The sequence below is a fragment of the Sphingopyxis sp. USTB-05 genome, from assembly GCF_023822045.1.
Lineage (GTDB): Bacteria > Pseudomonadota > Alphaproteobacteria > Sphingomonadales > Sphingomonadaceae > Sphingopyxis.
The window spans coordinates 4,371,683-4,394,181 of sequence record NZ_CP084712.1; the positions used below are offsets into that span (position 1 = coordinate 4,371,683).

The 22,499-nt window shown below is 63.7% G+C and carries 24 protein-coding genes and 1 riboswitch; of the genes, 7 read left to right on the top strand and 17 right to left on the bottom strand.

Going from position 1 to position 22,499, the window contains the following annotated elements:
* Positions 1-5: 5 nt before the first annotated feature.
* From arr to thiC, 6 genes are all read right to left on the bottom strand, one after another.
* Positions 6-425 carry an NAD(+)--rifampin ADP-ribosyltransferase gene (arr, locus tag KEC45_RS20290; RefSeq protein ID WP_062185886.1) on the bottom strand — a complete coding sequence of 140 codons (420 nt, stop codon included), beginning with the start codon at positions 423-425 and terminating at the stop codon, positions 6-8.
* The gene (locus KEC45_RS20295; protein ID WP_202966831.1) at positions 425-979 is read right to left on the bottom strand and encodes a hypothetical protein; all 555 of its coding nucleotides are present in this window, start codon (positions 977-979) and stop codon (positions 425-427) included. The genes arr and KEC45_RS20295 overlap by 1 nt, the downstream gene beginning before the upstream one ends.
* 82 nt (positions 980-1,061) lie before the next feature.
* Complete coding sequence (locus KEC45_RS20300; protein ID WP_062185884.1) at positions 1,062-1,370, bottom strand: hypothetical protein; 309 nt, start codon at positions 1,368-1,370, stop codon at positions 1,062-1,064.
* A gap of 361 nt (positions 1,371-1,731) precedes the next feature.
* Entirely contained in the window at positions 1,732-2,229 is a 498-nt protein-coding gene (locus tag KEC45_RS20305; protein ID WP_252171265.1) for a 2'-5' RNA ligase family protein, read from the bottom strand.
* Between the two features lie 187 nt (positions 2,230-2,416).
* Entirely contained in the window at positions 2,417-4,087 is a 1,671-nt protein-coding gene (locus KEC45_RS20310) for an RNA-directed DNA polymerase (protein ID WP_252171266.1), read from the bottom strand.
* Between the two features lie 53 nt (positions 4,088-4,140).
* Positions 4,141-6,033 carry a phosphomethylpyrimidine synthase ThiC gene (thiC, locus tag KEC45_RS20315; protein ID WP_062185878.1) on the bottom strand — a complete coding sequence of 631 codons (1,893 nt, stop codon included), beginning with the start codon at positions 6,031-6,033 and terminating at the stop codon, positions 4,141-4,143.
* 44 nt (positions 6,034-6,077) lie between these two features.
* A riboswitch (TPP riboswitch) is annotated at positions 6,078-6,189 on the bottom strand.
* 79 nt (positions 6,190-6,268) lie between these two features.
* On the opposite strand from thiC, the gene KEC45_RS20320 reads away from it, so the two are divergent.
* The 3 genes from KEC45_RS20320 (at position 6,269) to KEC45_RS20330 (ending at position 7,908) form a co-directional block, all read left to right on the top strand.
* Positions 6,269-6,709 carry a DUF6265 family protein gene (locus KEC45_RS20320; RefSeq protein ID WP_062185876.1) on the top strand — a complete coding sequence of 147 codons (441 nt, stop codon included), beginning with the start codon at positions 6,269-6,271 and terminating at the stop codon, positions 6,707-6,709.
* A gap of 15 nt (positions 6,710-6,724) precedes the next feature.
* Positions 6,725-7,420, top strand: a complete 696-nt coding sequence (locus KEC45_RS20325; RefSeq protein ID WP_062185873.1) for a YafY family protein — start codon at positions 6,725-6,727, stop codon at positions 7,418-7,420.
* Between the two features lie 83 nt (positions 7,421-7,503).
* The gene (locus tag KEC45_RS20330) at positions 7,504-7,908 is read left to right on the top strand and encodes a GFA family protein (protein ID WP_062185871.1); all 405 of its coding nucleotides are present in this window, start codon (positions 7,504-7,506) and stop codon (positions 7,906-7,908) included.
* A gap of 204 nt (positions 7,909-8,112) precedes the next feature.
* Here the strand turns inward: KEC45_RS20330 and KEC45_RS20335 are convergent, their stop codons facing one another.
* A complete protein-coding gene (locus KEC45_RS20335) occupies positions 8,113-9,129 on the bottom strand; it encodes a MipA/OmpV family protein (RefSeq protein ID WP_193749224.1) in 1,017 nt (338 codons plus the stop codon).
* A 188-nt stretch (positions 9,130-9,317) separates the two neighbouring features.
* Here KEC45_RS20335 and KEC45_RS20340 point away from each other — a divergent pair, with 188 nt between their 5' ends.
* The 4 genes from KEC45_RS20340 to KEC45_RS20355 are packed head-to-tail and all read left to right on the top strand — an operon-like array spanning position 9,318 to position 12,619.
* Positions 9,318-9,572 carry a hypothetical protein gene (locus KEC45_RS20340; RefSeq protein ID WP_062185867.1) on the top strand — a complete coding sequence of 85 codons (255 nt, stop codon included), beginning with the start codon at positions 9,318-9,320 and terminating at the stop codon, positions 9,570-9,572.
* A gap of 46 nt (positions 9,573-9,618) precedes the next feature.
* The gene (dxs, locus tag KEC45_RS20345) at positions 9,619-11,547 is read left to right on the top strand and encodes a 1-deoxy-D-xylulose-5-phosphate synthase (protein WP_062185865.1); all 1,929 of its coding nucleotides are present in this window, start codon (positions 9,619-9,621) and stop codon (positions 11,545-11,547) included.
* Positions 11,544-11,957: a hypothetical protein gene (locus KEC45_RS20350; protein WP_062185863.1), complete on the top strand. Its 414-nt coding sequence runs from the start codon at positions 11,544-11,546 to the stop codon at positions 11,955-11,957. Before dxs ends, KEC45_RS20350 begins: the two co-directional genes overlap by 4 nt.
* The gene (locus KEC45_RS20355) at positions 11,954-12,619 is read left to right on the top strand and encodes a hypothetical protein (protein ID WP_062185861.1); all 666 of its coding nucleotides are present in this window, start codon (positions 11,954-11,956) and stop codon (positions 12,617-12,619) included. Before KEC45_RS20350 ends, KEC45_RS20355 begins: the two co-directional genes overlap by 4 nt.
* 13 nt (positions 12,620-12,632) lie before the next feature.
* Here the strand turns inward: KEC45_RS20355 and KEC45_RS20360 are convergent, their stop codons facing one another.
* The 10 genes from KEC45_RS20360 to purE all read right to left on the bottom strand — a co-directional run bounded on the left by KEC45_RS20360 (position 12,633) and on the right by purE (position 22,440).
* Complete coding sequence (locus tag KEC45_RS20360) at positions 12,633-13,052, bottom strand: DUF3035 domain-containing protein (RefSeq protein ID WP_062185858.1); 420 nt, start codon at positions 13,050-13,052, stop codon at positions 12,633-12,635.
* Positions 13,053-13,077: 25 nt separating this feature from the next.
* Positions 13,078-13,599, bottom strand: coding sequence for a signal peptidase II (lspA, locus tag KEC45_RS20365; protein WP_062185856.1), 522 nt, complete (start codon positions 13,597-13,599; stop codon positions 13,078-13,080).
* Entirely contained in the window at positions 13,596-16,496 is a 2,901-nt protein-coding gene (ileS, locus tag KEC45_RS20370; RefSeq protein WP_238586779.1) for an isoleucine--tRNA ligase, read from the bottom strand. Before ileS ends, lspA begins: the two co-directional genes overlap by 4 nt.
* Before the next feature lie 159 nt (positions 16,497-16,655).
* Positions 16,656-16,946: a GIY-YIG nuclease family protein gene (locus KEC45_RS20375; protein ID WP_062185854.1), complete on the bottom strand. Its 291-nt coding sequence runs from the start codon at positions 16,944-16,946 to the stop codon at positions 16,656-16,658.
* Between the two features lie 76 nt (positions 16,947-17,022).
* The gene (locus KEC45_RS20380; protein ID WP_193749222.1) at positions 17,023-18,069 is read right to left on the bottom strand and encodes a glycerophosphodiester phosphodiesterase family protein; all 1,047 of its coding nucleotides are present in this window, start codon (positions 18,067-18,069) and stop codon (positions 17,023-17,025) included.
* Between the two features lie 33 nt (positions 18,070-18,102).
* Positions 18,103-19,032: a bifunctional riboflavin kinase/FAD synthetase gene (locus KEC45_RS20385; RefSeq protein ID WP_062185850.1), complete on the bottom strand. Its 930-nt coding sequence runs from the start codon at positions 19,030-19,032 to the stop codon at positions 18,103-18,105.
* A gap of 158 nt (positions 19,033-19,190) precedes the next feature.
* Complete coding sequence (locus tag KEC45_RS20390) at positions 19,191-20,372, bottom strand: dipeptidase (protein WP_062185848.1); 1,182 nt, start codon at positions 20,370-20,372, stop codon at positions 19,191-19,193.
* A gap of 4 nt (positions 20,373-20,376) precedes the next feature.
* Complete coding sequence (locus KEC45_RS20395; RefSeq protein WP_062185847.1) at positions 20,377-20,868, bottom strand: dihydrofolate reductase; 492 nt, start codon at positions 20,866-20,868, stop codon at positions 20,377-20,379.
* Entirely contained in the window at positions 20,865-21,938 is a 1,074-nt protein-coding gene (locus KEC45_RS20400) for a 5-(carboxyamino)imidazole ribonucleotide synthase (RefSeq protein WP_083435994.1), read from the bottom strand. The genes KEC45_RS20395 and KEC45_RS20400 overlap by 4 nt, the downstream gene beginning before the upstream one ends.
* A 4-nt stretch (positions 21,939-21,942) precedes the next feature.
* Positions 21,943-22,440: a 5-(carboxyamino)imidazole ribonucleotide mutase gene (purE, locus tag KEC45_RS20405; RefSeq protein WP_062185845.1), complete on the bottom strand. Its 498-nt coding sequence runs from the start codon at positions 22,438-22,440 to the stop codon at positions 21,943-21,945.
* Positions 22,441-22,499: the final 59 nt, after the last annotated feature.

Genomic DNA, 22,499 nt, shown 5'->3' on the forward strand with positions numbered 1-22,499 from the left:
AGCCGCTAGTCGATGATCGGCGCGCCCTCCGCCTGCAACCGCGCCAGATTGGCCTTCATCGCCGCGAGCACGTCGGGCGCATGCGGGGTCCAGCTTTCGACTTCGCCGACGATGCGAAGCGGCGACCGGCTGCGATAGCTGCGCGTCGGGTTGCCGGGGAATTTCTTGTCGGTGAGGTTGGGATCGTCGAACCAGTCGCCGGTGGGTTCGACGACATAGATGCGCTCGCGCCCTTCTCCGGCCGCCAGCTCGCAGCCCCAGATCGCCGACTCGAGTGCGGCCGAGAAATAGATCCACGACATCGGCGCGGCCTGATAATTGCTGCCCCAGCCGACGCCAAGCAGGTCGCCGACCGCAAGGTCGGCGCGCGTGCCGTGGTAGAAGGTGGCGCCGGCGTCGGGTCCGGTGGGGGCGGGGCCGGTCATCAATATTCGTTGCGTTCGCTACGCAGCACCGCCTTGCCGCCCTTCCAGTTCACCTCGGCGGCGGGTTCGTCGGCCTTGCCCGGCGCGAAGAGTTCATAGACGACCGTCCCGTCCTCCTGCGTGCTTTCGATCACGCGCGCGGGGGCGAAGGCATCGGCGGCGGCGCCCGCGGCGGCGCGCACCGGGGCGGGCGCGTCGGCCCAGGCGATGTCGCGCTGCATCTCCACGACGCGATATTTCCCCGCCTCTTCGATCAGGTCGAGCTCGACCGGGCTGCCGTCGGGGCGCGTCCCCTCGACATCGTAGAAGATCTTGCCGTCACGCTCCTTGCGCTCGGTCTCGGCGATTTTCATGCCGGGTACCCGGGCGAGCACGGCATCGCGGACGCCGGGGGGTATGTCGGCCGCGGCGATCGTGTCGACCTTGGCCTTGGGTCCTTCGGCGAGCACCGATTTTTCGGGTGCGCCCTCCGGTGCCTGTGCGGGCGCCTCCGCCTTGCCGCATCCGGCGAGCGCCAGCACCGCAACCATCGTCAGCCAAGCCTGTCCACGCATCGCCGCTCTCCCAATATCGCCAGAGACCGCCAGCCTATCGGCGCCGCGCCGCCAAGTCGAGCCGCGTGCGGTTCGCGCTTGCCTATTCGCGGTCGTCGGAGGGGTCGAGCCGTATCGTCCAGACCGGATGCCCGGCTTCGCTCCGCTCGATGTCGTGCGAAGGGACCATGTCGTCGCCGGTCTCGATCCACCCGCGCCCGTCGCATTTGGGGCAGGCGTGACGGATCGAGCGGTGGCTGACCAGGTCGATCTGGGTGTTCCACTGGCCGTAACCGGCGCAGACCGGGCACAGCGTGTCGAGGTCGCCGCTGCGGTGGCGGCGCGAAATGCCGTCGAGCGCGTGCGGATCGCCGGGACCGGTGCAATGGACGATGTTCGAGGCGTGGGACATTGCGGTGCCTTCGAGGGTCGGTTGCCAGCCAAAGTTCAGGAAAGTTCAGCCCATTGGCGATGCGGTATCGGACGTGATGACAGGCGGGACAGGGGCGGCGGCGGAAACGGAGCGGACGCCAAAAAATGGCGTTGCCGCAGCGTCGGACAGAGTGGAGCAGATGTGCACATTATAGGAAAGGGGTTTCTGGCCCGCGCGGCGCGAAATAGGATCGGGCGGTCCGGCGTACCTGACGCGATTTATCGTCACCCCGGACTTGATCCGGGGGCCATGACTTCAGCGCTGCGATGGATCCCGGATCGAGTCCGGGATGACGAATTCAGGATAGTGGCATCCGCGCCGCGCTCCTGATCCCAATCATTTAGCCCGCATCCCCACACAGCGGCCAGCGGCCATGTTCGACATGGGTCGTCTTGCCGACGATGCTTTCCATCAGGATGATCTCGTCCACCGTCCAGCCGATCGGCGGCGTCTTTTTGCCCAGCGTCTCACTGCCCAGCCGGTCGCCGCGATAGTTGATCGTGATATGCGGTTCGGGGGTGGTGCCGTCCATGATCGGCGCCTTTTCGCGCAGCAGATGGTTCACCAGCACCTTCTGGAACGCCCGCGCCCCGGCCAGCGGATCGCGCGTGCGCAAAGTCACCGCCTTGCGGTTCTCGATCCGGTCGAAGCGGAGCGCGAAGGGCGCCGCGGCGAAGCTGTCCAGCGCGGCGATGGTCGCGGGCAGCCACTCGGGCGGCGCATAGTGGAGGTCGTAGAGCGAGATGAGCGTGACATGGAGCAGCTCGGGGCCGCGTCCGCGGTCGTTACGCGGCAACGCGGCGATCGCCGCCTGCACCTCCGGCGGCGGCTTGGCCATGACATAGAGGGGGTTCCGGGCGCGCATGGGTGGGAGTGTAGCATGGTGTGGGGGCGAGGCGGAATGTCCCCCTATATATTGGCTATCATGTGGTCGGCGGTAAGAAGATCAGTGAAGCGCCAGTTGCGGTGGACAAAATGACTGGCCGACAGGGTGAACCGATACAATGTTTCTTCTCTTTTGGCGATCATTCTGCCGATTTTTTTCCCGAAAGGCTTCCAAGGAGGCTTGTAATGTCAATGTCGGCAAAGAGCTCTGCTATGCGCTGCCTGCGGGATTTTACCACAAAGCTTTGATCCAACTTCTCTAGCAAATTTGATCTATTTGCCTTTAGCCATGAAATGTATTCATCGAATATAATGTTGGTCGATTTTCCTTTGCAGAAACCAAGCCACGTCTCGTACTCGCTCGCTGCTAGGCAAGATGCGCCAAGCATCATCGCCGGCTTCTCCCACTCGCTCAAATCTCCAAATCGAGTTTTCGCCTCACGAAAAAAAGCTCGATCTTTCAAGCGCCCGCGCAGCAAAATATTCTGCCTGCGCTCGATCTGAGTGTTCCCGAACTCCAGTTGAGTCATTCGGGCATCCGTGATCGGTAGGGCGCCCGACACGAACAGGTGATTGACCCAAATTCTTACCAAGGCCATATCTTTGAACGGAGAATGGCCGACAATGGAAAGCAGCTTTTCAGCAATCAGTTCGGCATTATTGGGATTTTGCTGGGCCTGAGATCCAAGCACCATGCAAAAATCTCTTGGGGCAAAATAGAGAAGTTCGGAAAACCTTGATATAAAAGACTCAATATCTTCTACGGTGTTTGCTCTTAATGCTTTCAATATAAGTTTAATTGAAGTGTATTCAATCTTATCTAGCTTTAGAACTTTGCTTATCTTTTCGATTAGGATGGGTACGTCAATTTCGTCAGCGATTGTTTCGGCGACGTCTTCTGAATCGTAAATCGCTTTTAGGTATCGATCTAGCCCGTTTCTCTCTTCGTTAGTGAAAACCTCAGAAAAGCTATTGTCAATTTCGTCCTTTACAGATGACGCAGGCAAGATACGGGTCTTCGCGGCGTTAAGAGACAGGCCTTCGGTTAGCATCAGGTGCTCGGCTAATCGGCAAAGGGCGGTGTGAGCCTGCGCCGGGCTCTCAACGATGATGCGGAAGTCGTCGACAAACCGCGTGAACTTAAAGCCTTCTCGCCGCAGCATATTGTCGACGTCAATCAAGACGCCTTCAGCGATAATCCGAGATGCCGCTCCGCCAACGGGAAGGCCATAAGACTGACGCGCCCGTGAATTTTTGATAACATTTTCAATAATTTTACGAGGAGGGCTGGCGGCCTCAATATCGTCGAGCACATGCTCAATGCGATGAAAATATATTCTTCCGTAAAAGTCGGAAATATCAGTTTCTAGTACAAGCGGTTCATTTGAAAACGCTTCGTCAGGCTCGCATAGTTCGGCAATAGAAATTAGCCAGTCGTGATACGAGCACGTGTCAGTGAAGAGGCTTGATGAAGTAGGGTCGTTGTCAAATCGATAAGAGAATGCCCCCTGTTCCGGCCCAAGACGAGCTTCATCGATCGCTTCAGCAACCTCAATCGCGGCGGCGGTAAAAAGAAGAGCGTCCGTAGAATGCAGTTGATGCGCGATCCGGAAGGATGTCTGCGTTTTTGGACTGAGGACCTCAAACGCGCCTACGGGGTTGTAAGAAGCCGCTGAAAATGACGATAGCTTTTTTACTATCGGATCAGCGGCTTCCTTGAAAAATTGAAATTCAAACAAAGGCGGCAGAATGTCGGTATCACCGAGATCGGCTAGATGCAGGATCGCCCGCTTGAAATGTGCTTCTTCCATTTTCTCAGCTTAGGGAAATTTCCTTGGTATACTAGACAAGACTTGCATGTCGTCTAGTCATGCTCCCGCCCACCCGCGCCCATATACAGCTCGCGCCCGGTTTCTTCATAAACCTCGCTCATTTTCGCCATGCCCTTTTCGGCCTCTTCGGCGGCGATAAAGCCTGCGCTGTCCTGATTTTGCAGCTTCGCGAAGTCGCGGACTTCCTGGCTGATCTTCATCGAGCAGAATTTGGGGCCGCACATGCTGCAGAAATGCGCCGACTTGGCGCCCTCGGCCGGGAGGGTCTGGTCGTGGTACTGCTCCGCCGTGTCGGGGTCGAGGCTCAGGTTGAACTGGTCGCGCCAGCGGAATTCGAAGCGCGCTTTCGATAGCGCGTCGTCGCGGACCTGCGCGGCGGGGTGGCCCTTGGCGAGGTCGGCGGCGTGCGCGGCGAGCTTGTAGGTGACGACGCCGACCTTCACATCGTCGCGGTCGGGCAGGCCGAGATGCTCCTTGGGCGTGACGTAGCAAAGCATCGCGGTGCCGTACCAGCCGATCTGCGCGGCGCCGATGCCGCTGGTGATATGGTCATAGCCCGGCGCGATGTCGGTGGTGAGCGGCCCCAAGGTATAGAAGGGCGCCTCGCCGCAGGCTTCGAGCTGCTTTTCCATATTCTCCTTGATCTTGTGCATCGGGACATGGCCCGGCCCCTCGATCATCACCTGCACATCCTGTGCCCAGGCGCGCTTGGTGAGTTCGCCCAGCGTGTAGAGCTCGGCAAACTGCGCCTCGTCGTTCGCGTCATAGATGCTGCCGGGGCGGAGGCCGTCGCCGAGGCTGTAGGCGACGTCATACGCCTTCATGATCTCGGTAATCTCGTCGAAGCGTTCGTAGAGGAAGCTTTCCTTGTGATGCGCGAGGCACCATTTCGCCATGATGCTGCCGCCGCGCGACACGATACCGGTCATGCGCTTTGCGGCGAGCGGGACATACGGCAGGCGGACGCCGGCGTGGATGGTGAAATAGTCTACGCCCTGCTCGGCCTGTTCGATCAGCGTGTCGGCGAAAATCTCCCAGGTCAGATCCTCGGCGACGCCGCCGACTTTCTCGAGCGCCTGATAGATGGGGACGGTGCCGATCGGGACGGGCGAGTTGCGGATGATCCATTCGCGCGTGTCGTGGATGTTGCGGCCGGTCGACAGGTCCATGACGGTGTCGGCGCCCCAGCGGATCGACCAGACCATCTTGTCGACCTCGGCCGCGACGTCGGATGCGACCGCGCTGTTGCCGATATTGGCGTTGATCTTGACGAGGAAATTGCGGCCGATCGCCATCGGCTCGCTCTCGGGGTGGTTGATGTTGCTGGGGATGATCGCGCGGCCGCGGGCGACTTCATCGCGGACGAATTCGGGCGTGACATAGTCGGGGATGCTCGCGCCCCAGCTTTCGCCGTCGCGCTTATATTCGGCGAGGCGCGCGCGGCCGAGATTCTCGCGCTCGGCGACATATTCCATCTCGGGGGTGATGATGCCGCGGCGGGCGTAGTGCATCTGGCTGACGTTCTGGCCCGCTTTCGCGCGGAGCACTTTGCGGCGGACGTTCGGGAAAGCGGGGACGCCGCCGCTGCGGTCGGGGCCGAGCTGGCCGTTGTCCTCGGGCTTGACCTCGCGCTGGGTGACTTCCTCGACGTCGCCGCGGCCGCGGATCCACTCCGCGCGAATTTCGGGGAGGCCGGCGTTGATGTCGATGGTGGCGTTGGCGTCGGTGTAGGGGCCGCTGGTGTCATAGACGCGGACGGGGGGCTCGCCCGAATGCGGGTCGAGGTCGATCTCGCGCATCGCGACGCGGATGCCGCTGCCGGTCTGCGTCGCGACGTGGATCTTGCGGCTGCCGCGAATGGGCCCGGTGGTGACGCCGATGGGGGTTGCGGCGCCCTTGTCGAGGCGGGAATCGATGTCGGCCATGTGCAGTCGCTCCGTTGTTATCGGAGCGAAGACGGGGATTCCGCGTATGGAATACCGACCCTCCCTCCGCCGGTATTAACCGGATCAGGTTCAACGGGTCGCGGTATATTCCGCTCTCAACCGGCCATCACAGACGCGGCTCCCCGGGGATGGTGCGGGTTATAGGGGGCGGTGGCGGCGCTGTCCATTGATGATGGCGATGGGACGATGGTAAAGGGCGGAGAGGGAGAAATTCATGCGGATGATCGCGGCGGCTTTGGCGCTGTTGCTCGTCGCGGCGAGCCCCGCGGCGCGCGTCGAGGATCTCGGCTGGCTCGCGGGCGACTGGGTGAGCGATGCGGACGGGCGCTGGACCGAGGAAAGCTGGGCACCGCCGCGCGGCGGGATGATGATCGGGTACAGCCGGTCGGGGCGCGGCGACATGCTGCGCGAGTTTGAGTTCATCCGCATCGCGCGCGGCGCGGATGGCGCGCTCGCCTATATCGCGATGCCGCAGGGCGGGGCACCGGTGGCGTTCCGGCTGGTCCGGCTGGAGGGGGCGAGCGCGACCTTTGAGAATGCCGCGCATGATTATCCGCAGCGCATCGCCTATGCCCGCACCGGCGACACGCTGACCGCGACGATTTCGGCGATCGACGGGGCGAAGGCGCGTCGCTGGACCTATCGACGGCACTGAGCGAAGCGGAGCATCATGGCGGACAAGACGGGGCGGCTCTTTGCGATCATCGACGGCTTGCGCCGGCGGCGGCGGCCGGTGACCGCCGAGGCGCTGGCGGAGGAGCAGGGCGTGTCGGTGCGCACGCTGTATCGCGATATCCAGGCGCTGATCGCGCTGGGCGCGCCGATCGAGGGCGAGGCGGGGGTCGGCTATATGCTGCGCCCCGGCTTTTTCCTGCCGCCGCTGATGTTCACTGCCGATGAACTGGAGGCGCTGGTGCTCGGCGCGCGCTGGGTCGAGGGGCGGCAGGACGGATCGCTGTCGCGCGCGGCAGGGCTGGCGCTTGCGAAGATCGCGGCAGCGAGTCCCGACGAACTCAAGCAGCGGATCGACGAGTCGGGGCTGTGGCCGGTGAACAGCCGCTGGCGCGAGAGCAATGCGCCGCTGCTCGCAACCGTGCGCGCGGCGATGCGGGCGGAAAAGACGCTGCACATCGATTATGCCGACGAGAAGGGCATGGCGAGCGAGCGTGCGATCTGGCCCGCGGCGCTCGCCTATTTCGAGGATAAGCAGGTCATCGCCGCCTGGTGCCTGCTGCGACAGGACTTTCGCAGTTTCCGCATCGACCGGATCGGCGCGGCGCGGATCGGCGACGAGGGTTTCGGGCGACGGCGGGCGGTGCTGATGGCCGATTGGTGGCGACGGAACGGATATGACGCCGCCTCCTGACATGATCTGTCAGGGGGGTGGGCTAATCCTCCTCGGGTGAGAGGCGCCGGCCTGCGGCGCCCGTCAGACCGGAGGATTTTAGGATGCTGAAGACCCACCATGGTTCGTGCCACTGCGGCGCCGTCAAGTTCGAGGCCGATATCGACCTCGAGGCAGGAACGGGCAAATGCAATTGCTCGATCTGCACCAAGAAGCGGAACTGGAGCGCGCAGATCAAGCCCGACGCCTTTCGCCTGCTGACCGATCCCGCGGCGCTGGAGGAATATGTGTTCGGATCGGGGAGCGCGCATCATGTCTTCTGCAAGACGTGCGGCGTGTCGTCGTTCGGCCATGGCTATGTCGAGGAGATCGGCGGCGCTTATTATTCGGTGTCGATCGCATGCCTCGACGATCTGACCCCTGCCGAGATGGCAGCGTTGCCGGTGACACATATGGATGGAGCGGGCAATAATTGGTGGAACCCGCCTGCGGTCACCGCGCATATGTGATCGGGTGCCGAGGCGCATCCGAAGCCGGGTTGCGGAGTGGCGGGTTGGGGGTGGGGAGCGGACGTTGCGTCACCCCACTTCGTCATCCCGGGCTTGATCCGGGATCCCGCTTTTTGACGCGCTCACTGACTTCGGCCTCAAGCGGGACCCCGGATCAAGTCCGGGGTGACGAGGGTGGGGAGGTCCGCAACCGGTCGAAAACCGTCAGAACTGGTACGCCAGCCCGCCGCCGAAAAGCCATTGGTCGACGCTGCCCGCGTCCTTCACGATCGGCGAGTCGGCGAAGCGTGAGATGAGGCGGCCATATTGGGCGCCGCCGATCAAGACGAAGCCTTTGCGAAGGTCGCCCGAGAGCGCATAGGCGCCCGCCATACCGAGCGTATATTTGCCCGCGGTCGCCTTGGTCCCCGCGCGCGAATAGACCGGAAGACCGCTCGCGGCGCTGCCGACGGGGTCGATGTCGTAATAATAGCGGCCGAACCCCTTGCCGTAGAAATTCACCGACGCCGACACACCGATATAGGCGCGTTTCGAAAGCGGAGTGCCGTAGTCGATCGTCGGCGACGCGGCCCAACTGCCGTGGCGGCCCGAAACATCCTTGGTGGCAACCAGGCGAAAGCCGATCTGGTCGTAGGCGCTGGTGACCACGCCGGTCTTGGTGACGCCCGTGAAGAAGCCGGCCTCGATCGCCATCTTGCGGTCGGGGAGCAGGTCGACCTGCGGATCCTTGACGCTGCCGGTGCGATCGCCGCGCAGGCTGACGATCGGGCCGAATTTCCAGTCAACCTTTTGCCCCCGGCGGTGGCGGATCAGGTCGACCTGGAGATTGGTGCCGCGCGTCGAAAAGGAAAAGCCGCTGATCCGCCCGCGCAGGTAAAAGGCGGGCAGGAAGCGGCGGTCGTCCGAGCCATTATAGTCGGGCGTGTTGAGCACGCCCGCGGCAACCGCGAAATAATCGCGCGACCATTTGCGCTCGCCCTCGTCATCGTCGGTGCGCGCGCCGGGAAGCAGGATATTCTCGTCGATATCGGTGTTCTGGAGGAAGCGCGCGGGTTCGTCGTCGATCCCGGTCGCGAGGCCGGTGTCGGGGGTGGTGACGGTGATTTCGTAGGGCAATGGTGCGTCTTCAGCAGCGGCGGGCGCGGCGAAAGCGAAGGCGGCGAGGAGCGGGAGGAGGTGCGCTGGGCGGGTGATGCGGAAGAGCTGGGTCAAATCGGGCATGGTCATCCGCTTAAACATCCTATGGTCTTGCCCCTCTTTACGGGGGTGTAAGTAAACATTCTGCCGTTGCAACGGCTTCGTCTTGCCGAAGGATGCATTTGGCCGCATGTGACTTTCATGCACCAGCGCGCCTTCATCGCTTTCATATTCCCCCACATCGCCATTGGTTCCCGAGCGGGCGCAGCGTCATGAGCCGCATTCCCCGCTTGATCGGCTATGCCTTCATGGCCGCCGCGGCGGTGCTTGCGGCCGCGATGAAGAAGGAGGGCGTCGACAGCGTCGGACCGCTCCCCGCCGTCGCGGTCGCATTGTTCCTCGGCATGGTCGGGGTGATGCTGGTGTTCACCGACCTGATGGTGCGCGGGCTTTATGCGCAGGTCGATGCGGCAAAGGGCCGCGAGAAAGAGAGCGAGGAAGTGAGCGAAGGGGGCGCTGGCGACTGATCCCTTTTCGTTCGACACCCCATCCGCTTGGCAGTATGACGGCGCGATGACTGATCGTCCGCATACGCCGCTGCTCGACACGGTGGATGTCCCCGCTGACCTCCGCAAGCTGAAGCCCGAAGACCTCCGCCAGTTCGCTGACGAGCTGCGCGCCGAGATGATCTCGGCCGTGGGCACCACCGGGGGTCATCTCGGCTCGGGACTTGGCGTCGTCGAGCTGACGACCGCGCTCCATTATGTGTTCGACACGCCGCGCGACAAGATCGTGTGGGACGTCGGGCATCAATGCTATCCGCACAAGATCATTACGGGGCGCCGCGACCGGATTCGCACCCTTCGCACCGGCGGCGGCCTCAGCGGTTTCACCAAGCGCAGCGAGAGCGAGTATGACCCGTTCGGTGCGGCGCATTCGTCGACCTCGATCAGCGCGGCGCTGGGCTTTGCGATCGCGAACAAGCTGAAGGACGAGCCCGGGCGCGCGATCGCGGTGATCGGCGACGGGTCGATGTCGGCGGGCATGGCCTATGAGGCGATGAACAATGCCGCCGCGGCGGGCAACCGGCTGATCGTGATCCTCAATGACAATGACATGTCGATCGCGCCGCCCGTCGGCGGGCTCTCGGCCTATCTGGCGAAACTCGTGTCGTCGCGGCCGTTCATCGAGCTGCGCGAGATTGCGCGGCGCTTTGCGCGCAAGCTGCCCGAACCGCTGCACAAGGCGGCGAAGAAGACCGACGAATATGCGCGCGGCATGGCGATGGGCGGGACGCTCTTTGAAGAGCTGGGCTTTTATTATGTCGGGCCGATCGACGGGCATAATCTGGAGCATCTGATCCCGGTGCTGGAGAATGTGCGCGACAGCGACCATGGCCCGGTGCTGATCCATGCGGTGACGGTGAAGGGCAAGGGCTATGCCCCCGCCGAAGCCGCCGCCGACAAATATCATGGCGTGCAGAAATTCGATGTGATCACCGGCGAACAGGCGAAGGCGCCGCCGGGACCGCCAGCGTATCAGAATGTCTTTGGCGAGACGCTGGCGAAACTCGCCGAGACCGACAAGCGCATCGTCGCGATCACGGCGGCCATGCCGTCGGGGACGGGCGTCGACAAATTCGCCAAGGCGCATCCCGACCGGACGTTCGACGTCGGGATTGCCGAGCAGCATGCGGTGACGTTTGCGGCGGGGCTTGCCGCGCAGGGGATGCGTCCGTTCGCGGCGATTTATTCGACCTTCCTCCAGCGCGCCTATGATCAGGTCGTGCATGATGTCGCGATCCAGAATTTGCCGGTGCGCTTTGCGATCGACCGCGCGGGGCTCGTCGGCGCTGATGGATCGACGCACGCGGGGTCGTTCGACGTCACCTATCTGGCGACGCTCCCCAATTTCGTCGTGATGGCGGCGGCTGACGAGGCCGAACTGGTCCATATGACCTATACCGCCGCCGAATATGACGATGGGCCGATCGCCTTTCGTTATCCGCGCGGCAACGGCACCGGGGTGGCATTGCCGACGGTTCCGCAGAAGCTCGAGATCGGCAAGGGGCGCGTCGTGCGTTCGGGCAAGACCGTCGCGATCCTGTCGCTCGGCACGCGTTTGGCGGAGGCGCTGAAAGCGGCCGATACGCTGGAAGCGCGCGGGCTGTCGACGAGCGTGATCGACCTGCGGTTCGCCAAGCCGCTCGACGAGGAACTGATCCGCAAGACGCTTAGCGGCCATGAAGTCTGCGTGACGATCGAGGAGAATAGCGTCGGCGGGCTCGGCGCGCATGTGCTGACGCTGGCGAGCGACGAGGGGTTGATCGACGCGGGGCTGAAGCTGCGGACGATGCGCTTGCCCGACGTTTTTCAGGATCAGGACAAACCCGAGCTGCAATATGACGAGGCAGGGCTCAACGCGCCACAGATCGTCGATACCGTGCTGAAAGCGCTGCGACACAATAGCGCGGGCGTCGAGGAAGCAGGCGTGCGGGCTTGAGCGGCTGGTGGTTCGCCGCTGGCTGCGTCGGACTGTTCCTGCTGTTATGGGCGATATTGGCGCGCCGTTGGCGAAGCCAGGCTGCGAAGCTCGCGGCGTCGCGGCCCAATCTCAGCGAGGCTGAATTCCTGTCGGCCGTCACGGAGGTCTCCGATCCTGATATTGCGCGATATTTGTGGGAGGAGTTCGCCGACTATTGGTCGCCGGCGACGCCGCACCCCGACGACGATTTTCTGAACAGTCTTCCGATCGATCCCGAGGAGCCGCAGGACTGGCTTGAACGCTTTTGCCAGCAGCGGGGCTACGACTGGCGGGCATGGCCGGCGTGGGAAGAAGGGCGCCCGACGACAGTGCGCAGCTTTGCCCTGTGGCTCGCCGAGGGACGCCGCCGCGCAGAGGCGTCGGCATGAACTTCTTCAACCTCTTAAAGTCGCTCGACGAGTTGCTGTACGAGGTGATGTCGTGGCTGATCTTTTACCCGGTCACTTTGTGGCGCACGCTGGTGCGGCCGCTGAAGATGATGGATTATTCGGATCTCGAGCAGCATGATGCCGAGGACAAGCAATATACCGACACGCTCGCGCCGCCGCTGTTCCTGCTGTTGACCCTGATCATCGGGCACGGAATCGAGCTGTCGCTCGTTGGGCAGGCGGAGGAAATCGGAAGCAAGGTGGGCCTCAGCGCACTTATCAGCGACGATTCGAGCCTGATTCTGCTGCGCACCGCGACCTTTAGCCTGTTTCCGCTGGTGCTCGCGGCGCGGCTGCTGCGCGCGAAACGCAAACCGCTCGACCGCGAGACGCTGCGCGGGCCCTTTTACGCGCAATGCTATGTCGCGGCGCCGCTCGCTTTGATGAGCGGATTGTCCGAGGTGCTGATCCGCCTTGCGCATACATGGTCGGTGCTGACAGGCGCGGGGCTTTATCTGTTCGCGCTGCTGTGGTTCGGAACCTTGCAGATATTATGGTTCCGCCAGCATTTGCGCGCGGGCGCGCTCAAGGCCTTCGGTCATGCCTCGCGGGCGATGATCGAAAGCCTGATTGCGGTGGCGTTTCTGGCGTGGCTCTTTTGAGCCGAAGCGCCGCCTAGCTGGTCGGGATTGCCGCCGATGCGTCGCGGCCGTCGCCTTCGGGCGCGGCGAGGATGTCACGGACGACGAGGCCCTTGTCGACAACCTGCGTGTCGGGGCTGCCGATCTGGCTGCGGATGCCGGGGTCGGAACGTGCGCCGTCGGCGCTGCCGATGATCTGCGTTTCGCTTGCGCTACGCTGCGACGGGCCGCCGAAGAGGGCGCGGAGCGTTTGTTCGGCGGTCGATTCGCCGCCGGGGCGCGCGGTGCCAGGCGCCGGCGGGGTCAGCGCGAAATCGGGCGGCACGACGAGCGGCGCCTGACGCGACACCATCATTTCGTCGGGGCGGTCGCGGCTGAACAGGCTGTTCGACCCACAGGCCGACAGCGTCGTGGCGAGGATCGAGGCGGCCAAGATGGCGGTGGTCCGGTTCACTTTACTATACTCCCAATGCGCCCCGTTAATCGGCGGACGGCTGACCGTCCGTGTTCGCGGCCTTTTCGCCCAAGAGCAGCGCGCGCGCAACCAGCAAAAGCACGCCGAGCGTGATGCACGCATCGGCGACGTTGAAGATCATGAAGGGACGGAAATCGCCGATGTGCAGGTCGGCGAAGTCGACGACATAGCCGAAACGCACGCGGTCGACGATATTGCCGAGCGCGCCGCCGAGGATCATCGCGAGCGCGATCACATCGCCCTTCGCCTGCTCGCGCGTCATCCAGAAGGCGACTGCGGCGGCGACGATCCCCGTCACCGCGACGAGCGTCCAGCGCGTCGTGTCGGTGCAACTGGCGAACATCGACAGCGAAATCCCGCAATTTTCCGCCCAGGTCAGGTTGAAGAAGCTGGTGATTTCAATCTGCCCCTTGGGTTCCAGCGACAGCGGCACCGTCACGACCCATTTGGTGATCTGGTCGAGGATGAAGGCGACGGCGGCGAAAATCAGGCCGAAGCGCAGATAGGGGGAACGGGTTCTGCTCATGCCGCGGTCAATACCGTGTCGCAGCGATTGCACAAGGCGCCGTCCTCGGTCACCTCGGGCAGGTGGCGCCAGCAGCGGCCGCATTTGTGGTTTTCGGTGCGGGTGACCGCGAGTTCGTCCCCGGCGCGTGCGACCGACACGATGAAGATTTCCTCGAGCGCCGCGGGATCGAGCGTCGGATCGGGGATCGTGACTTCGGCCTCAAGGCTCGAACGGATCGTCTTTTCGCGGCGATAGGGCTCGATCGCCTCGGTCACGGCCTCGCGCTGGGTGCGGACGCCCGCCCATTTGGTCGCGAGCGCGGCGTCGTTCCATGCGGCGTCGACGCTCGGCCATTCGAGCAAATGGACCGAACCGGCTTCGGGATAGCGCGTACCCCACACTTCCTCGGCCGTGAACACCAGCACCGGGGTCGCGTAGCGGACGAGCGCGTGGAACAGGATGTCGAGCACGCTGCGATAGGCGCGGCGCGTGTCGGTGCCGAGCGGTGCTGCAGGGCCGAGGTCGCAATAGAGGACGTCCTTGCGGATGTCGAAATAGAAGGCCGACAGATCCTCGTTGCAGAAATCGGCGAGCAGGCGCGTGTAGCCGTTGAAGTCGAAATCATCGACCGCCCGATGCATCTTGGCGTCGAGGTCGGCCAGCAGCGAGAGCATATAGCGCTCAAGCTCGGGCATCGCCGCGACGTCGGTGATGCGTTCCTCTTCGCTGAACCCGTCGAGCGCGCCGAGCAGGTAGCGGAAGGTGTTGCGCAGCTTGCGATACTGGTCGGCAACGCCTTTCAGTATCTCGTCGCCGATGCGATGGTCCTCGGTGAAGTCGACGCTGAGTGCCCACAGCCGGATGATGTCGGCGCCGTTGGTTTCCATCACCTTGACGGGATCGGTCGTGTTGCCGAGCGACTTCGACTGTTTGAAACCCTTGCTGTCCATCGTGAAGCCGTGCGTCAGCACCGCCTTGTACGGCGCCTGGCCGCGCGTGCCGCAGCTTTCGAGCAGCGACGACTGGAACCAGCCGCGATGCTGGTCGCTGCCCTCCAGATAGAGGTCGGCGCTGTGCGTGCCGCCGTCGTGGCGGACGAGCGCGGGCCAGCGGCCGCTTTCCAGAACGAAGGCGTGGGTGCAGCCCGAGTCGAACCAGACGTCGAGAATGTCGACGATGCGTTCGTAGTTCGCGGCGTCATATTGATCGCCGAGATATTCCTGCGCGCGCGCGTCGTTCCACGCGTCGACGCCGCCCGCCTTCACCGCCGCGACGATGCGGTCGTTGACGGCGGGGTCGTTCAGATATTGCCCGGTCTTGCGATCGACGAAGAGCGTGATCGGCACGCCCCACGCGCGCTGGCGGCTGAGCACCCAGTCGGGGCGGCCCTCGACCATCGATCCGATGCGGTTGCGGCCCTTTGCGGGGACGAAACGCGTGTCGTCGATCGCCTGCATCGCCGCCTGACGCAGCGTCGGCGCGTCGCAGAGATCTTCCTCGTGCGGGTTGAGCGCGCCGCCCTCATTCTCCCAGCGCTTTTCGCGCGGGGTCTTGGGCTCGATATGTGTCATGACCTTGTCCATCGGCACGAACCATTGCGGCGTGCAGCGATAGATGACCTTGGCTTTCGAGCGCCAGCTATGCGGATAGCTGTGCTTGTAATCGGCGCTGGCGGCGAGCAGCGCGCCGGCCTCGCGCAGGTCGGTGCAGATCGGGCCGTCGGGGGCGTTGAACTTGGGGTTGATTACCGACCCCTGACCGCCGAGCCAGCCCCAGTCGGCGCGATATTTGCCGTCGCCCTCGACCGCGAAAACGGGGTCGATGCCGTTCGCCTTGCACAGGTCGAAGTCATCTTCGCCATGGTCGGGCGACATATGGACGAGCCCGGTGCCGCTGTCGGTGGTGACGAAATCGCCCGCGAGGAAGGGACGCGGGCGCGCGAAGAAGTCGCCGAGCGCGTGCATCGGGTGGCGGGCGATGGTGCCGGCGAGGTCGGTGCCTTTGCCCTGCCAAAAAATCTCGGTCGAATCTTGGTTCAAGAATCGGCTGTAAAGTGCGCCCGAGAGTAGGAGCGGTTTCGCCACAAGATATTTGGCGCCACCATGTTCGCCGACCAGAACATATTCTACTTCCGGCCCATAGGCCAAAGCCTGATTGACTGGGATCGTCCACGGCGTGGTCGTCCAGATGACGGCATAGGCGCCGACCAGTTCCTTGATCGGGCTTTCGACGATCTCGAACGCGACGTCGATCTGCGTCGAGACGATATCCTCATATTCGACTTCGGCTTCGGCGAGCGCGGTCTTTTCGACCGGCGACCACATCACCGGCTTGGCTCCGCGATAGAGCATGTCGTTCGCGGCGAACTTCAGCAGTTCGCGCACGATCGTGGCCTCGGCCTCATAATCCATCGTCAGATACGGATGATCCCAGTCGCCGCCGATGCCGAGGCGCTTGAGCTGTTCGCGCTGGGTGTCGACCCAATGCTGCGCATAGGCGCGGCATTCGGCGCGGAACTCCTCGACCGGAACCTCGTCCTTGTTGAGCTTTTTCTTGCGATATTGCTCCTCGACCTTCCACTCGATCGGCAGACCGTGGCAGTCCCAGCCGGGGACGTAGGGCGCGTCCTTGCCCTTCAGCGTTTGCGTGCGGACGACCATGTCCTTCAAGATATGGTTGAGCGCATGGCCGATATGCATGTCGCCATTGGCATAGGGCGGGCCGTCGTGGAGGATGAACTGGTCGCGGCCCTTGCGGCTTTCGCGGATCTGCCCTTCCAGATTGCCCTCGATCCATTTGGCCAGAATCAGCGGTTCCTTCTGCGGCAGGCCGGCTTTCATCGGAAAGTCGGTCTTGGGCAGGAAGACGGTGTCGCGATAGTCGCGCTGTTCTGCGATGGAGGGCGTGTCAGTCATGGTCGCGGCGCTTAGCGTAACAAAAGGAGATTTTCACCTTTTAAGTGGTTGCTCCCTTTCGAAGTCGGTTTGTGGCGCGTGGGCCCCGGCCTTCGCCGGGGAACATGAAGGGGTAAGCGCATTTTCTGTTCCCCGGCGAAAGCCGGGGCCCATGCGGCGTCAAACAAGATTTGCAGACAGATCACGCCAGTCAGGATTTAGCGTTTCGATCAGCTCGATCTTCCATGCGCGCTTCCATCCTTTCATCTGAAGTTCGCGGCGGCGCGCGTCCTGAAGGTCGTCGAAATGTTCGAACCAGACGAGCGTGCGGAGGCCGTATGTTTTGGCAAAGCCTTCGACCGTTCCTGTGAGGTGTTGCCAGATGCGTTGCGGCAGGTTGCTGGTCACGCCGATGTAGAGCGTGCCGTTGCGCTTGTTGGTGAGGATATAGACGTAGCCTTGTTTCAACATGACCCGTCATACTGGGCCCCGGCTTTCGCCGGGGAACAATTGGGTCCAATCTGACCCAAACCTCAGAGGAGCGGGGCTATTTCTGCCGCGGACGCAGTGCCGGCCCTACCTCGCGGATATCTTCGACCCAGATATAGCCGTTGAAGCTGGCGGGCACTTTCGCGAGTTGTTGCGGTGTCGTGAGACCCTCGTTCGACTTGCCGCTTTCATGCGGGCCGAGCACGATGACGCGCGCGCCGACGCTGTCCATCCGTGCGATCAGCCGGTCGGGCCAGCCCCAAAAGGCCCATTGATAGTTGATCGGGATCGCGATCACGCCGTTCCGGCAGCTTTCGGGGACGATACCTGTCCAGCCATAGGTGACATAATCTTTGGTGCAGGCTTTCGCGCCGTCTTTCAGGTCGAATGACCAATTGGCGGGCAGCAACTGCCGCATCCGCTTCACGGGGCGTTCGCCGCCATAGAAGGCATCGCCGATATTCCGGCTGTCGCGGCCCGCGGCCTTCAGGATCGTAAAAAGCTGCTCGGCCTCGGCGGCGTAGTTCGACTTGAAGTTGAAGAGGATCGGGTGGACGGGCAGCGCGGCGAGGCCTTCCTCGACCGTCGGCATCTTGCCGACACCCTTGCCGCGCAGCGGGAAGGTCTGGCCGCCGTCGGCGGTATAACCATAGCCGATGTCGAGCGCTTTCAACTCGGCCAGCGTCAGGTCGCGCGTCTCGCCCTTGCCGTCGGTTCGGCAGTCGACGGTCCAGTCGTGGAAAAGGACCATGCGCCCGTCCTTCGTCGGCGCGACGTCGACCTCGACCATCGCCGCGCCGAGCCCGACTGCCCAGCGCATCGATTCGGGGGTGTTTTCGAACACGTCGTGGCTTGGCGGGAGCGCGTGCGCGGCGGTGCAGGTGTCGCGGCCCGCCGCGGCGCGCTTGTCATAGAGATGATAGACGCCGCGGTGCGCGATGAGCTTTGGTTTGCCCGCGGGGTCGGGGGCGAGGAAACTGGCGTTCGAGAGAGTGAACCAGGCGACGATCGCGGCAAAGACCCATAGCAGAATCTTCGTGCGGCGCTTCATCGGCTTTTTCGGCGGGCCTTCGAGGGCTGATGCCCAATCGTCGCTGTCGGTCATCATTCCCCCTTGTCGCCCCTCTCGCGGCGAGGGTCAGATGTCCGCCAGTAGCGCCTTTGCCGCGTCACAATCCACAGCGATTTGAACCATTAAGGCGTCCATATTGTCGAACTTCGCCTCGGGCCGGATGAAGGCGTGGAAGGCGACGTCGATTTCCTGGCCGTAAAGATCTTCGGCGAAGTCGAAGAAATGCGGTTCGAGCAATTCCTTGGGCGGATCGAAGCTTGGGCGAATGCCGAGGTTCGCGGCGCCCTTCAGAACGCAGCCGTCGGGCAGCCGGCCAGTGACGGCATAGATGCCGTAACGCGGGCGCAGATATTGGCCCATTTCGAGGTTTGCGGTCGGGAAGCCGAGCAGGCGGCCGTTCTTGTCCCCATGCTGCACGACATTGCGCACGGTGAACGGCCGGGTGAGCAGGCGCGTCGCGGCGGCGCAGTCGCCCACCTGCAATGCTTCACGGATGCGGCTTGACGAGATTACCTCTGCGCTATCGCCCAAGGGCGCGACCATTTCGGTGAAGAAGCCAAGGCGGCGGGCATGATCGGCCAGGGTGACAACATTGCCGCCGCGGCCCTTGCCAAAGACGAAGTCGGCGCCCGTGACGACGCCCGCAGCACCGTAACGATCGAGCAACAGCCCGGTGATGAAATCCTCGGCCGTCGTTGCGGCAAGCGTCGCATCGAAGGGCAGAACGAGCATCGCGTCGGCACCCGCCGCAGCGAACAGTTCGAGCCGCTGGGCGAGTGTCGTGAGGCGGAAGGGCGGGACGTCGGGTTTGAAAAAGCGTACCGGATGCGGGTCGAAAGTCGCGACGATCGCTGGGCGGCCCTCGTCGCGCGCGTGGCGCACCGCGCGGCCGACGACCGCTTGATGTCCCGCGTGGAAGCCGTCGAAATTGCCGAGTGCGATCACGCCGCCGCGCAGATCGCCCTCGATACGGTCGTGGCCGTCGAGGCGGATCATCGATTGCTCTTTCCCCGTTCGTGCTGAGCTTTTCGAAGCACTGTTCTATTCTTCGACGGCGCTAGAAGGAAGAACGGCCCCCTTCGACTGCCTTGCAGGCGCTCAGGACAGGCTTCGCCAAGCTCAGGGCGAACGGTTTTGGGAAGCAAGGCCATCCCTCAGCCTGCTGGCGGGGTGAGCGGCACGAGCCCCGCCTTGAGCACGCGGATCGCGTTGCCGCCCATCGCGGCGCGGACTTCGTCGTCGCTGAAACCGGCGTCGATCAGTGCCTGCGTTACCTGCACCAGCTTCGACGTGTCGAAACGCACGGTCGTCGCGCCGTCATAGTCGCTGCCGAGCGCGACGTGATTGATGCCGACGAGGTCGCGGACATGCTTCATCGCCTTTGCGACGCTCGCGGGCGAGGTGTCGCAGACCGCGGCGTCCCAATAGCCGATGCCGATGAGCCCACCGGTCGCGGCGACCCCCTTGATCTGTTCGTCTGAAAGGTTGCGGTTGACCTTGCACGTCGCCTGCACCCCGCCGTGGCTGGAGACGACCGGGCGGCGCGCGATCTTAAGGATGTCGGCGACGCAGGCGTTCGAGCAATGCGCGATGTCGACGATCATGCCCTTCGCTTCCATCGCCGCGACAACCTGCCGCCCGGTCGGGGTGAGCCCGCCCTTTTTGAGGCCGTGCATCGATCCCGCGAGATCATTGTCGAAGAAATGGGTGAGCCCCGCCATGCGGAAGCCGGCGGCATAGAGCTTATCGAGGTTCGCGAGCTTGCCTTCAAGGCCGTGCAGTCCCTCGATGCTGAGCATCGCGCCGACGGGCGGCACTTTGCTGCGGCGGTCGGCGAGCAATGTGTCGATATCCTCTGGCGTATCGACCGCGCGCAGCTTGCCCGCCGATGCGGCGACCGCGCGGTGCAGCTTTTCAGCGTGCCACAGCGAGCGTTCGAGCAGCGAGCTCCAGGTACGGATCGGCTGGAGCTGGGCGATCACCAGCGCGGTGATATTGTCGGTATCGGCGCCGTTCGCGTCGTAATTCTGGCCCTTGGGCGATTTGGTCGTGCTGGCGAGGATTTGCAGCGCGACGTTGCCGTCTTCGAGCCGCGGCAGGTCCATATGCCCGCGCTCGGCGCGGTCCAGAATGTTCCGCTTCCAGAGAAGGGTGTCGCTGTGCAGGTCGACGATCGTCAGCGTTTGGTGAAGCGCCCTGGCTCGTTCGCTGACCGCCGGCAGCGGCTTGCCGTCGACCTTGTTCATCCCGCGCTCGAGAATGCCGGGCGCAAGGGTGAAGAAAGCGAGCGCGGCAACCGCGACAACGAGCAATATGCCGATCAACCAGCGACGCATGGGCCTATTTCCTTGTCAGCGTGACGAAACTGTACGCGGGGCGGCCGGCGTCGTCGGCGGGATGATCTTCGCGCGCAATCTCGCGCCAGTCGGCGGCGGCGGGATAGTCGATCGCCGCGTTGCCGTTGGGCTCGAGCGCGACCTCGGTCAGTTCGATGCGGTCGGCGAGCGGCAGGAAGAGGCGATAGATTTCGGCGCCGCCGATCACCATCACATGCGGCGCATTCGCGAGCTTCAGCGCCTCCTCGATCGTCGCCACGGGCTCGGCGCCTTCGTCCTGCCAGTCGGGATCGCGCGTGAGGACGATGTGGCGGCGGCCTTCGAGGATGGCGGGCAGGCTGTCGAAAGTCTTGCGCCCCATGATCATCGGCCGGCCCATGGTGAGCTGCTTGAAGCGGCGAAGATCGGCGGGGAGGTGCCACGCCATCTTGCCGTCAGCGCCGATCACGCCGTTGGCGGCGCGCGCGAGGATCAGCGTGATTTCGGGACGGTTCATGCGGGAGCGGCTCCAACCCAAGTGGCGTGACCAAGCTTGCGCCCCTCGCGCACCTCGGTCTTGCTGTAATGATGGACGTGGCAGTTTTCGTCGGCGAGCAGTGCGGGGATGTCCGCGATATCGCCGCCGATCAGGTTGCGCATTGTCACGGGCAGCGCGCGCGTTGCGGTGCTGCCGAGCGGCAGCCCGGCGACCGCGCGGATATGGTTCGCGAACTGGCTGGCGACGGCACCCTCGATCGTCCAGTGGCCGCTGTTGTGGACGCGCGGCGCCATTTCGTTGAAGACAGGACCATCGGCGGTGGCGAAAAATTCGCCGGTGAGAACGCCGACATAGTCGAGCTCTTCGGCGATCCGCGCCATTAGCGCGCGCGCTTCGTCCTGCTGGTCGACGACGATTTGCGGTGGCGGCAGGCTGGAGGTTGCGAGGATGCCGCCTTCGTGGATGTTGACGGAGCTATCCCAGAAACGGACCTCGCCATCGATCCCGCGCACGAGGATGACCGAGAATTCATGCGCGAAGGTCACGAAGCCTTCGAGCACCGCGGCATGGCGGTCGATGCCGTCCCACGCGGCGTCGGCGTCGGCGGGGGTCATGATACGCGCCTGCCCCTTGCCGTCATAACCCATGCGCACTGTCTTGAGGATCGCGGGTGCACCGATTTCGGCAAGCGCCGTATCGAGCGATGCGCGGCCCGGCACCGCCGCGAAAGGCGCGGGGCGTCCGCCGAGCCCGGCGACGAAATTCTTTTCGGTCAGCCGGTCCTGCGCGATTTCGAGCCCGGCGGCGCCGGGGCGCACGGCCACGTGGCCCGAGAGGAAGCGCACCGTGTCGACGGGTACATTTTCGAACTCATAGGTGACGACGTCGCACGCTGCGGCAAAGGCGGCGAGGCGCGGCTCGTCGTCCCATGCGGCCTGGCTGTGGTGGGCGGTAACCTCGGCAGCGACGCTTTCGGCGTCGGGCGCATAGATATGGACCTTGTAGCCGAGCTGTGCCGCCGCGACCGCAAGCATGCGCCCGAGCTGGCCGCCGCCCAAGATACCGATCGTCGAACCGGGTGGCAGCAAAGGGTCAGCCCTCGCGAACCGGAGTGGGGGCGACGCTGTTCGTTTGCGCCTCGCGCCAGCCGTCAAGCCTGTCGGCGAGGGCCGCGTTTTCGTTTGCGAGCAGCGCTGCGGCGAACAGGCCGGCGTTGGTCGCGCCCGCCTTGCCGATCGCGAAGGTCGCAACGGGAATGCCGCCGGGCATCTGGACGATGGAATAGAGGCTGTCGACGCCGCTGAGTGCCGCCGACTGGACGGGAACGCCCAACACGGGAACGCGCGTCATCGAAGCGACCATGCCGGGCAGGTGTGCTGCACCGCCTGCGCCCGCGATGATCGCTTTCAGCCCGCGCTCCGCTGCGCTCTTCGCATAGGCGACCAGGCGATCGGGGGTGCGATGCGCCGAGACGATCTGCACTTCATGCGTGATGCCCAGCTCTTCGAGGATCTGGACCGCGTGCGCCATCGTCGGCCAGTCCGACTGGCTGCCCATGATCACACCGACTTGCGGCGCGCTATCGCCCATCACCCGATCCCTCCTGTGGGCCGCGATGAATCGCCGCCGCATTCCCCCTAGCGACTGCT

Coding starts and splice junctions, on each gene's coding strand:
- KEC45_RS20305 (WP_252171265.1), bottom strand. CDS start 2,229: ATGGCCAAGCCGCCGCCGGAGGTGCAGGCGGCGATCGCCGCGTTGCCG.
- arr (WP_062185886.1), bottom strand. CDS start 425: ATGACCGGCCCCGCCCCCACCGGACCCGACGCCGGCGCCACCTTCTAC.
- lspA (WP_062185856.1), bottom strand. CDS start 13,599: ATGAGCAGAACCCGTTCCCCCTATCTGCGCTTCGGCCTGATTTTCGCC.
- KEC45_RS20330 (WP_062185871.1), top strand. CDS start 7,504: ATGCTGAAGACCCACCATGGTTCGTGCCACTGCGGCGCCGTCAAGTTC.
- KEC45_RS20380 (WP_193749222.1), bottom strand. CDS start 18,069: ATGACCGACAGCGACGATTGGGCATCAGCCCTCGAAGGCCCGCCGAAA.
- KEC45_RS20355 (WP_062185861.1), top strand. CDS start 11,954: ATGAACTTCTTCAACCTCTTAAAGTCGCTCGACGAGTTGCTGTACGAG.
- KEC45_RS20375 (WP_062185854.1), bottom strand. CDS start 16,946: ATGTTGAAACAAGGCTACGTCTATATCCTCACCAACAAGCGCAACGGC.
- purE (WP_062185845.1), bottom strand. CDS start 22,440: ATGGGCGATAGCGCGCCGCAAGTCGGTGTGATCATGGGCAGCCAGTCG.
- KEC45_RS20335 (WP_193749224.1), bottom strand. CDS start 9,129: ATGCCCGATTTGACCCAGCTCTTCCGCATCACCCGCCCAGCGCACCTC.
- KEC45_RS20390 (WP_062185848.1), bottom strand. CDS start 20,372: ATGCGTCGCTGGTTGATCGGCATATTGCTCGTTGTCGCGGTTGCCGCG.
- KEC45_RS20310 (WP_252171266.1), bottom strand. CDS start 4,087: ATGGAAGAAGCACATTTCAAGCGGGCGATCCTGCATCTAGCCGATCTC.
- dxs (WP_062185865.1), top strand. CDS start 9,619: ATGACTGATCGTCCGCATACGCCGCTGCTCGACACGGTGGATGTCCCC.
- KEC45_RS20395 (WP_062185847.1), bottom strand. CDS start 20,868: ATGAACCGTCCCGAAATCACGCTGATCCTCGCGCGCGCCGCCAACGGC.
- ileS (WP_238586779.1), bottom strand. CDS start 16,496: ATGACTGACACGCCCTCCATCGCAGAACAGCGCGACTATCGCGACACC.
- KEC45_RS20385 (WP_062185850.1), bottom strand. CDS start 19,032: ATGATCCGCCTCGACGGCCACGACCGTATCGAGGGCGATCTGCGCGGC.
- KEC45_RS20295 (WP_202966831.1), bottom strand. CDS start 979: ATGCGTGGACAGGCTTGGCTGACGATGGTTGCGGTGCTGGCGCTCGCC.
- KEC45_RS20320 (WP_062185876.1), top strand. CDS start 6,269: ATGCGGATGATCGCGGCGGCTTTGGCGCTGTTGCTCGTCGCGGCGAGC.
- KEC45_RS20325 (WP_062185873.1), top strand. CDS start 6,725: ATGGCGGACAAGACGGGGCGGCTCTTTGCGATCATCGACGGCTTGCGC.
- thiC (WP_062185878.1), bottom strand. CDS start 6,033: ATGGCCGACATCGATTCCCGCCTCGACAAGGGCGCCGCAACCCCCATC.
- KEC45_RS20300 (WP_062185884.1), bottom strand. CDS start 1,370: ATGTCCCACGCCTCGAACATCGTCCATTGCACCGGTCCCGGCGATCCG.
- KEC45_RS20340 (WP_062185867.1), top strand. CDS start 9,318: ATGAGCCGCATTCCCCGCTTGATCGGCTATGCCTTCATGGCCGCCGCG.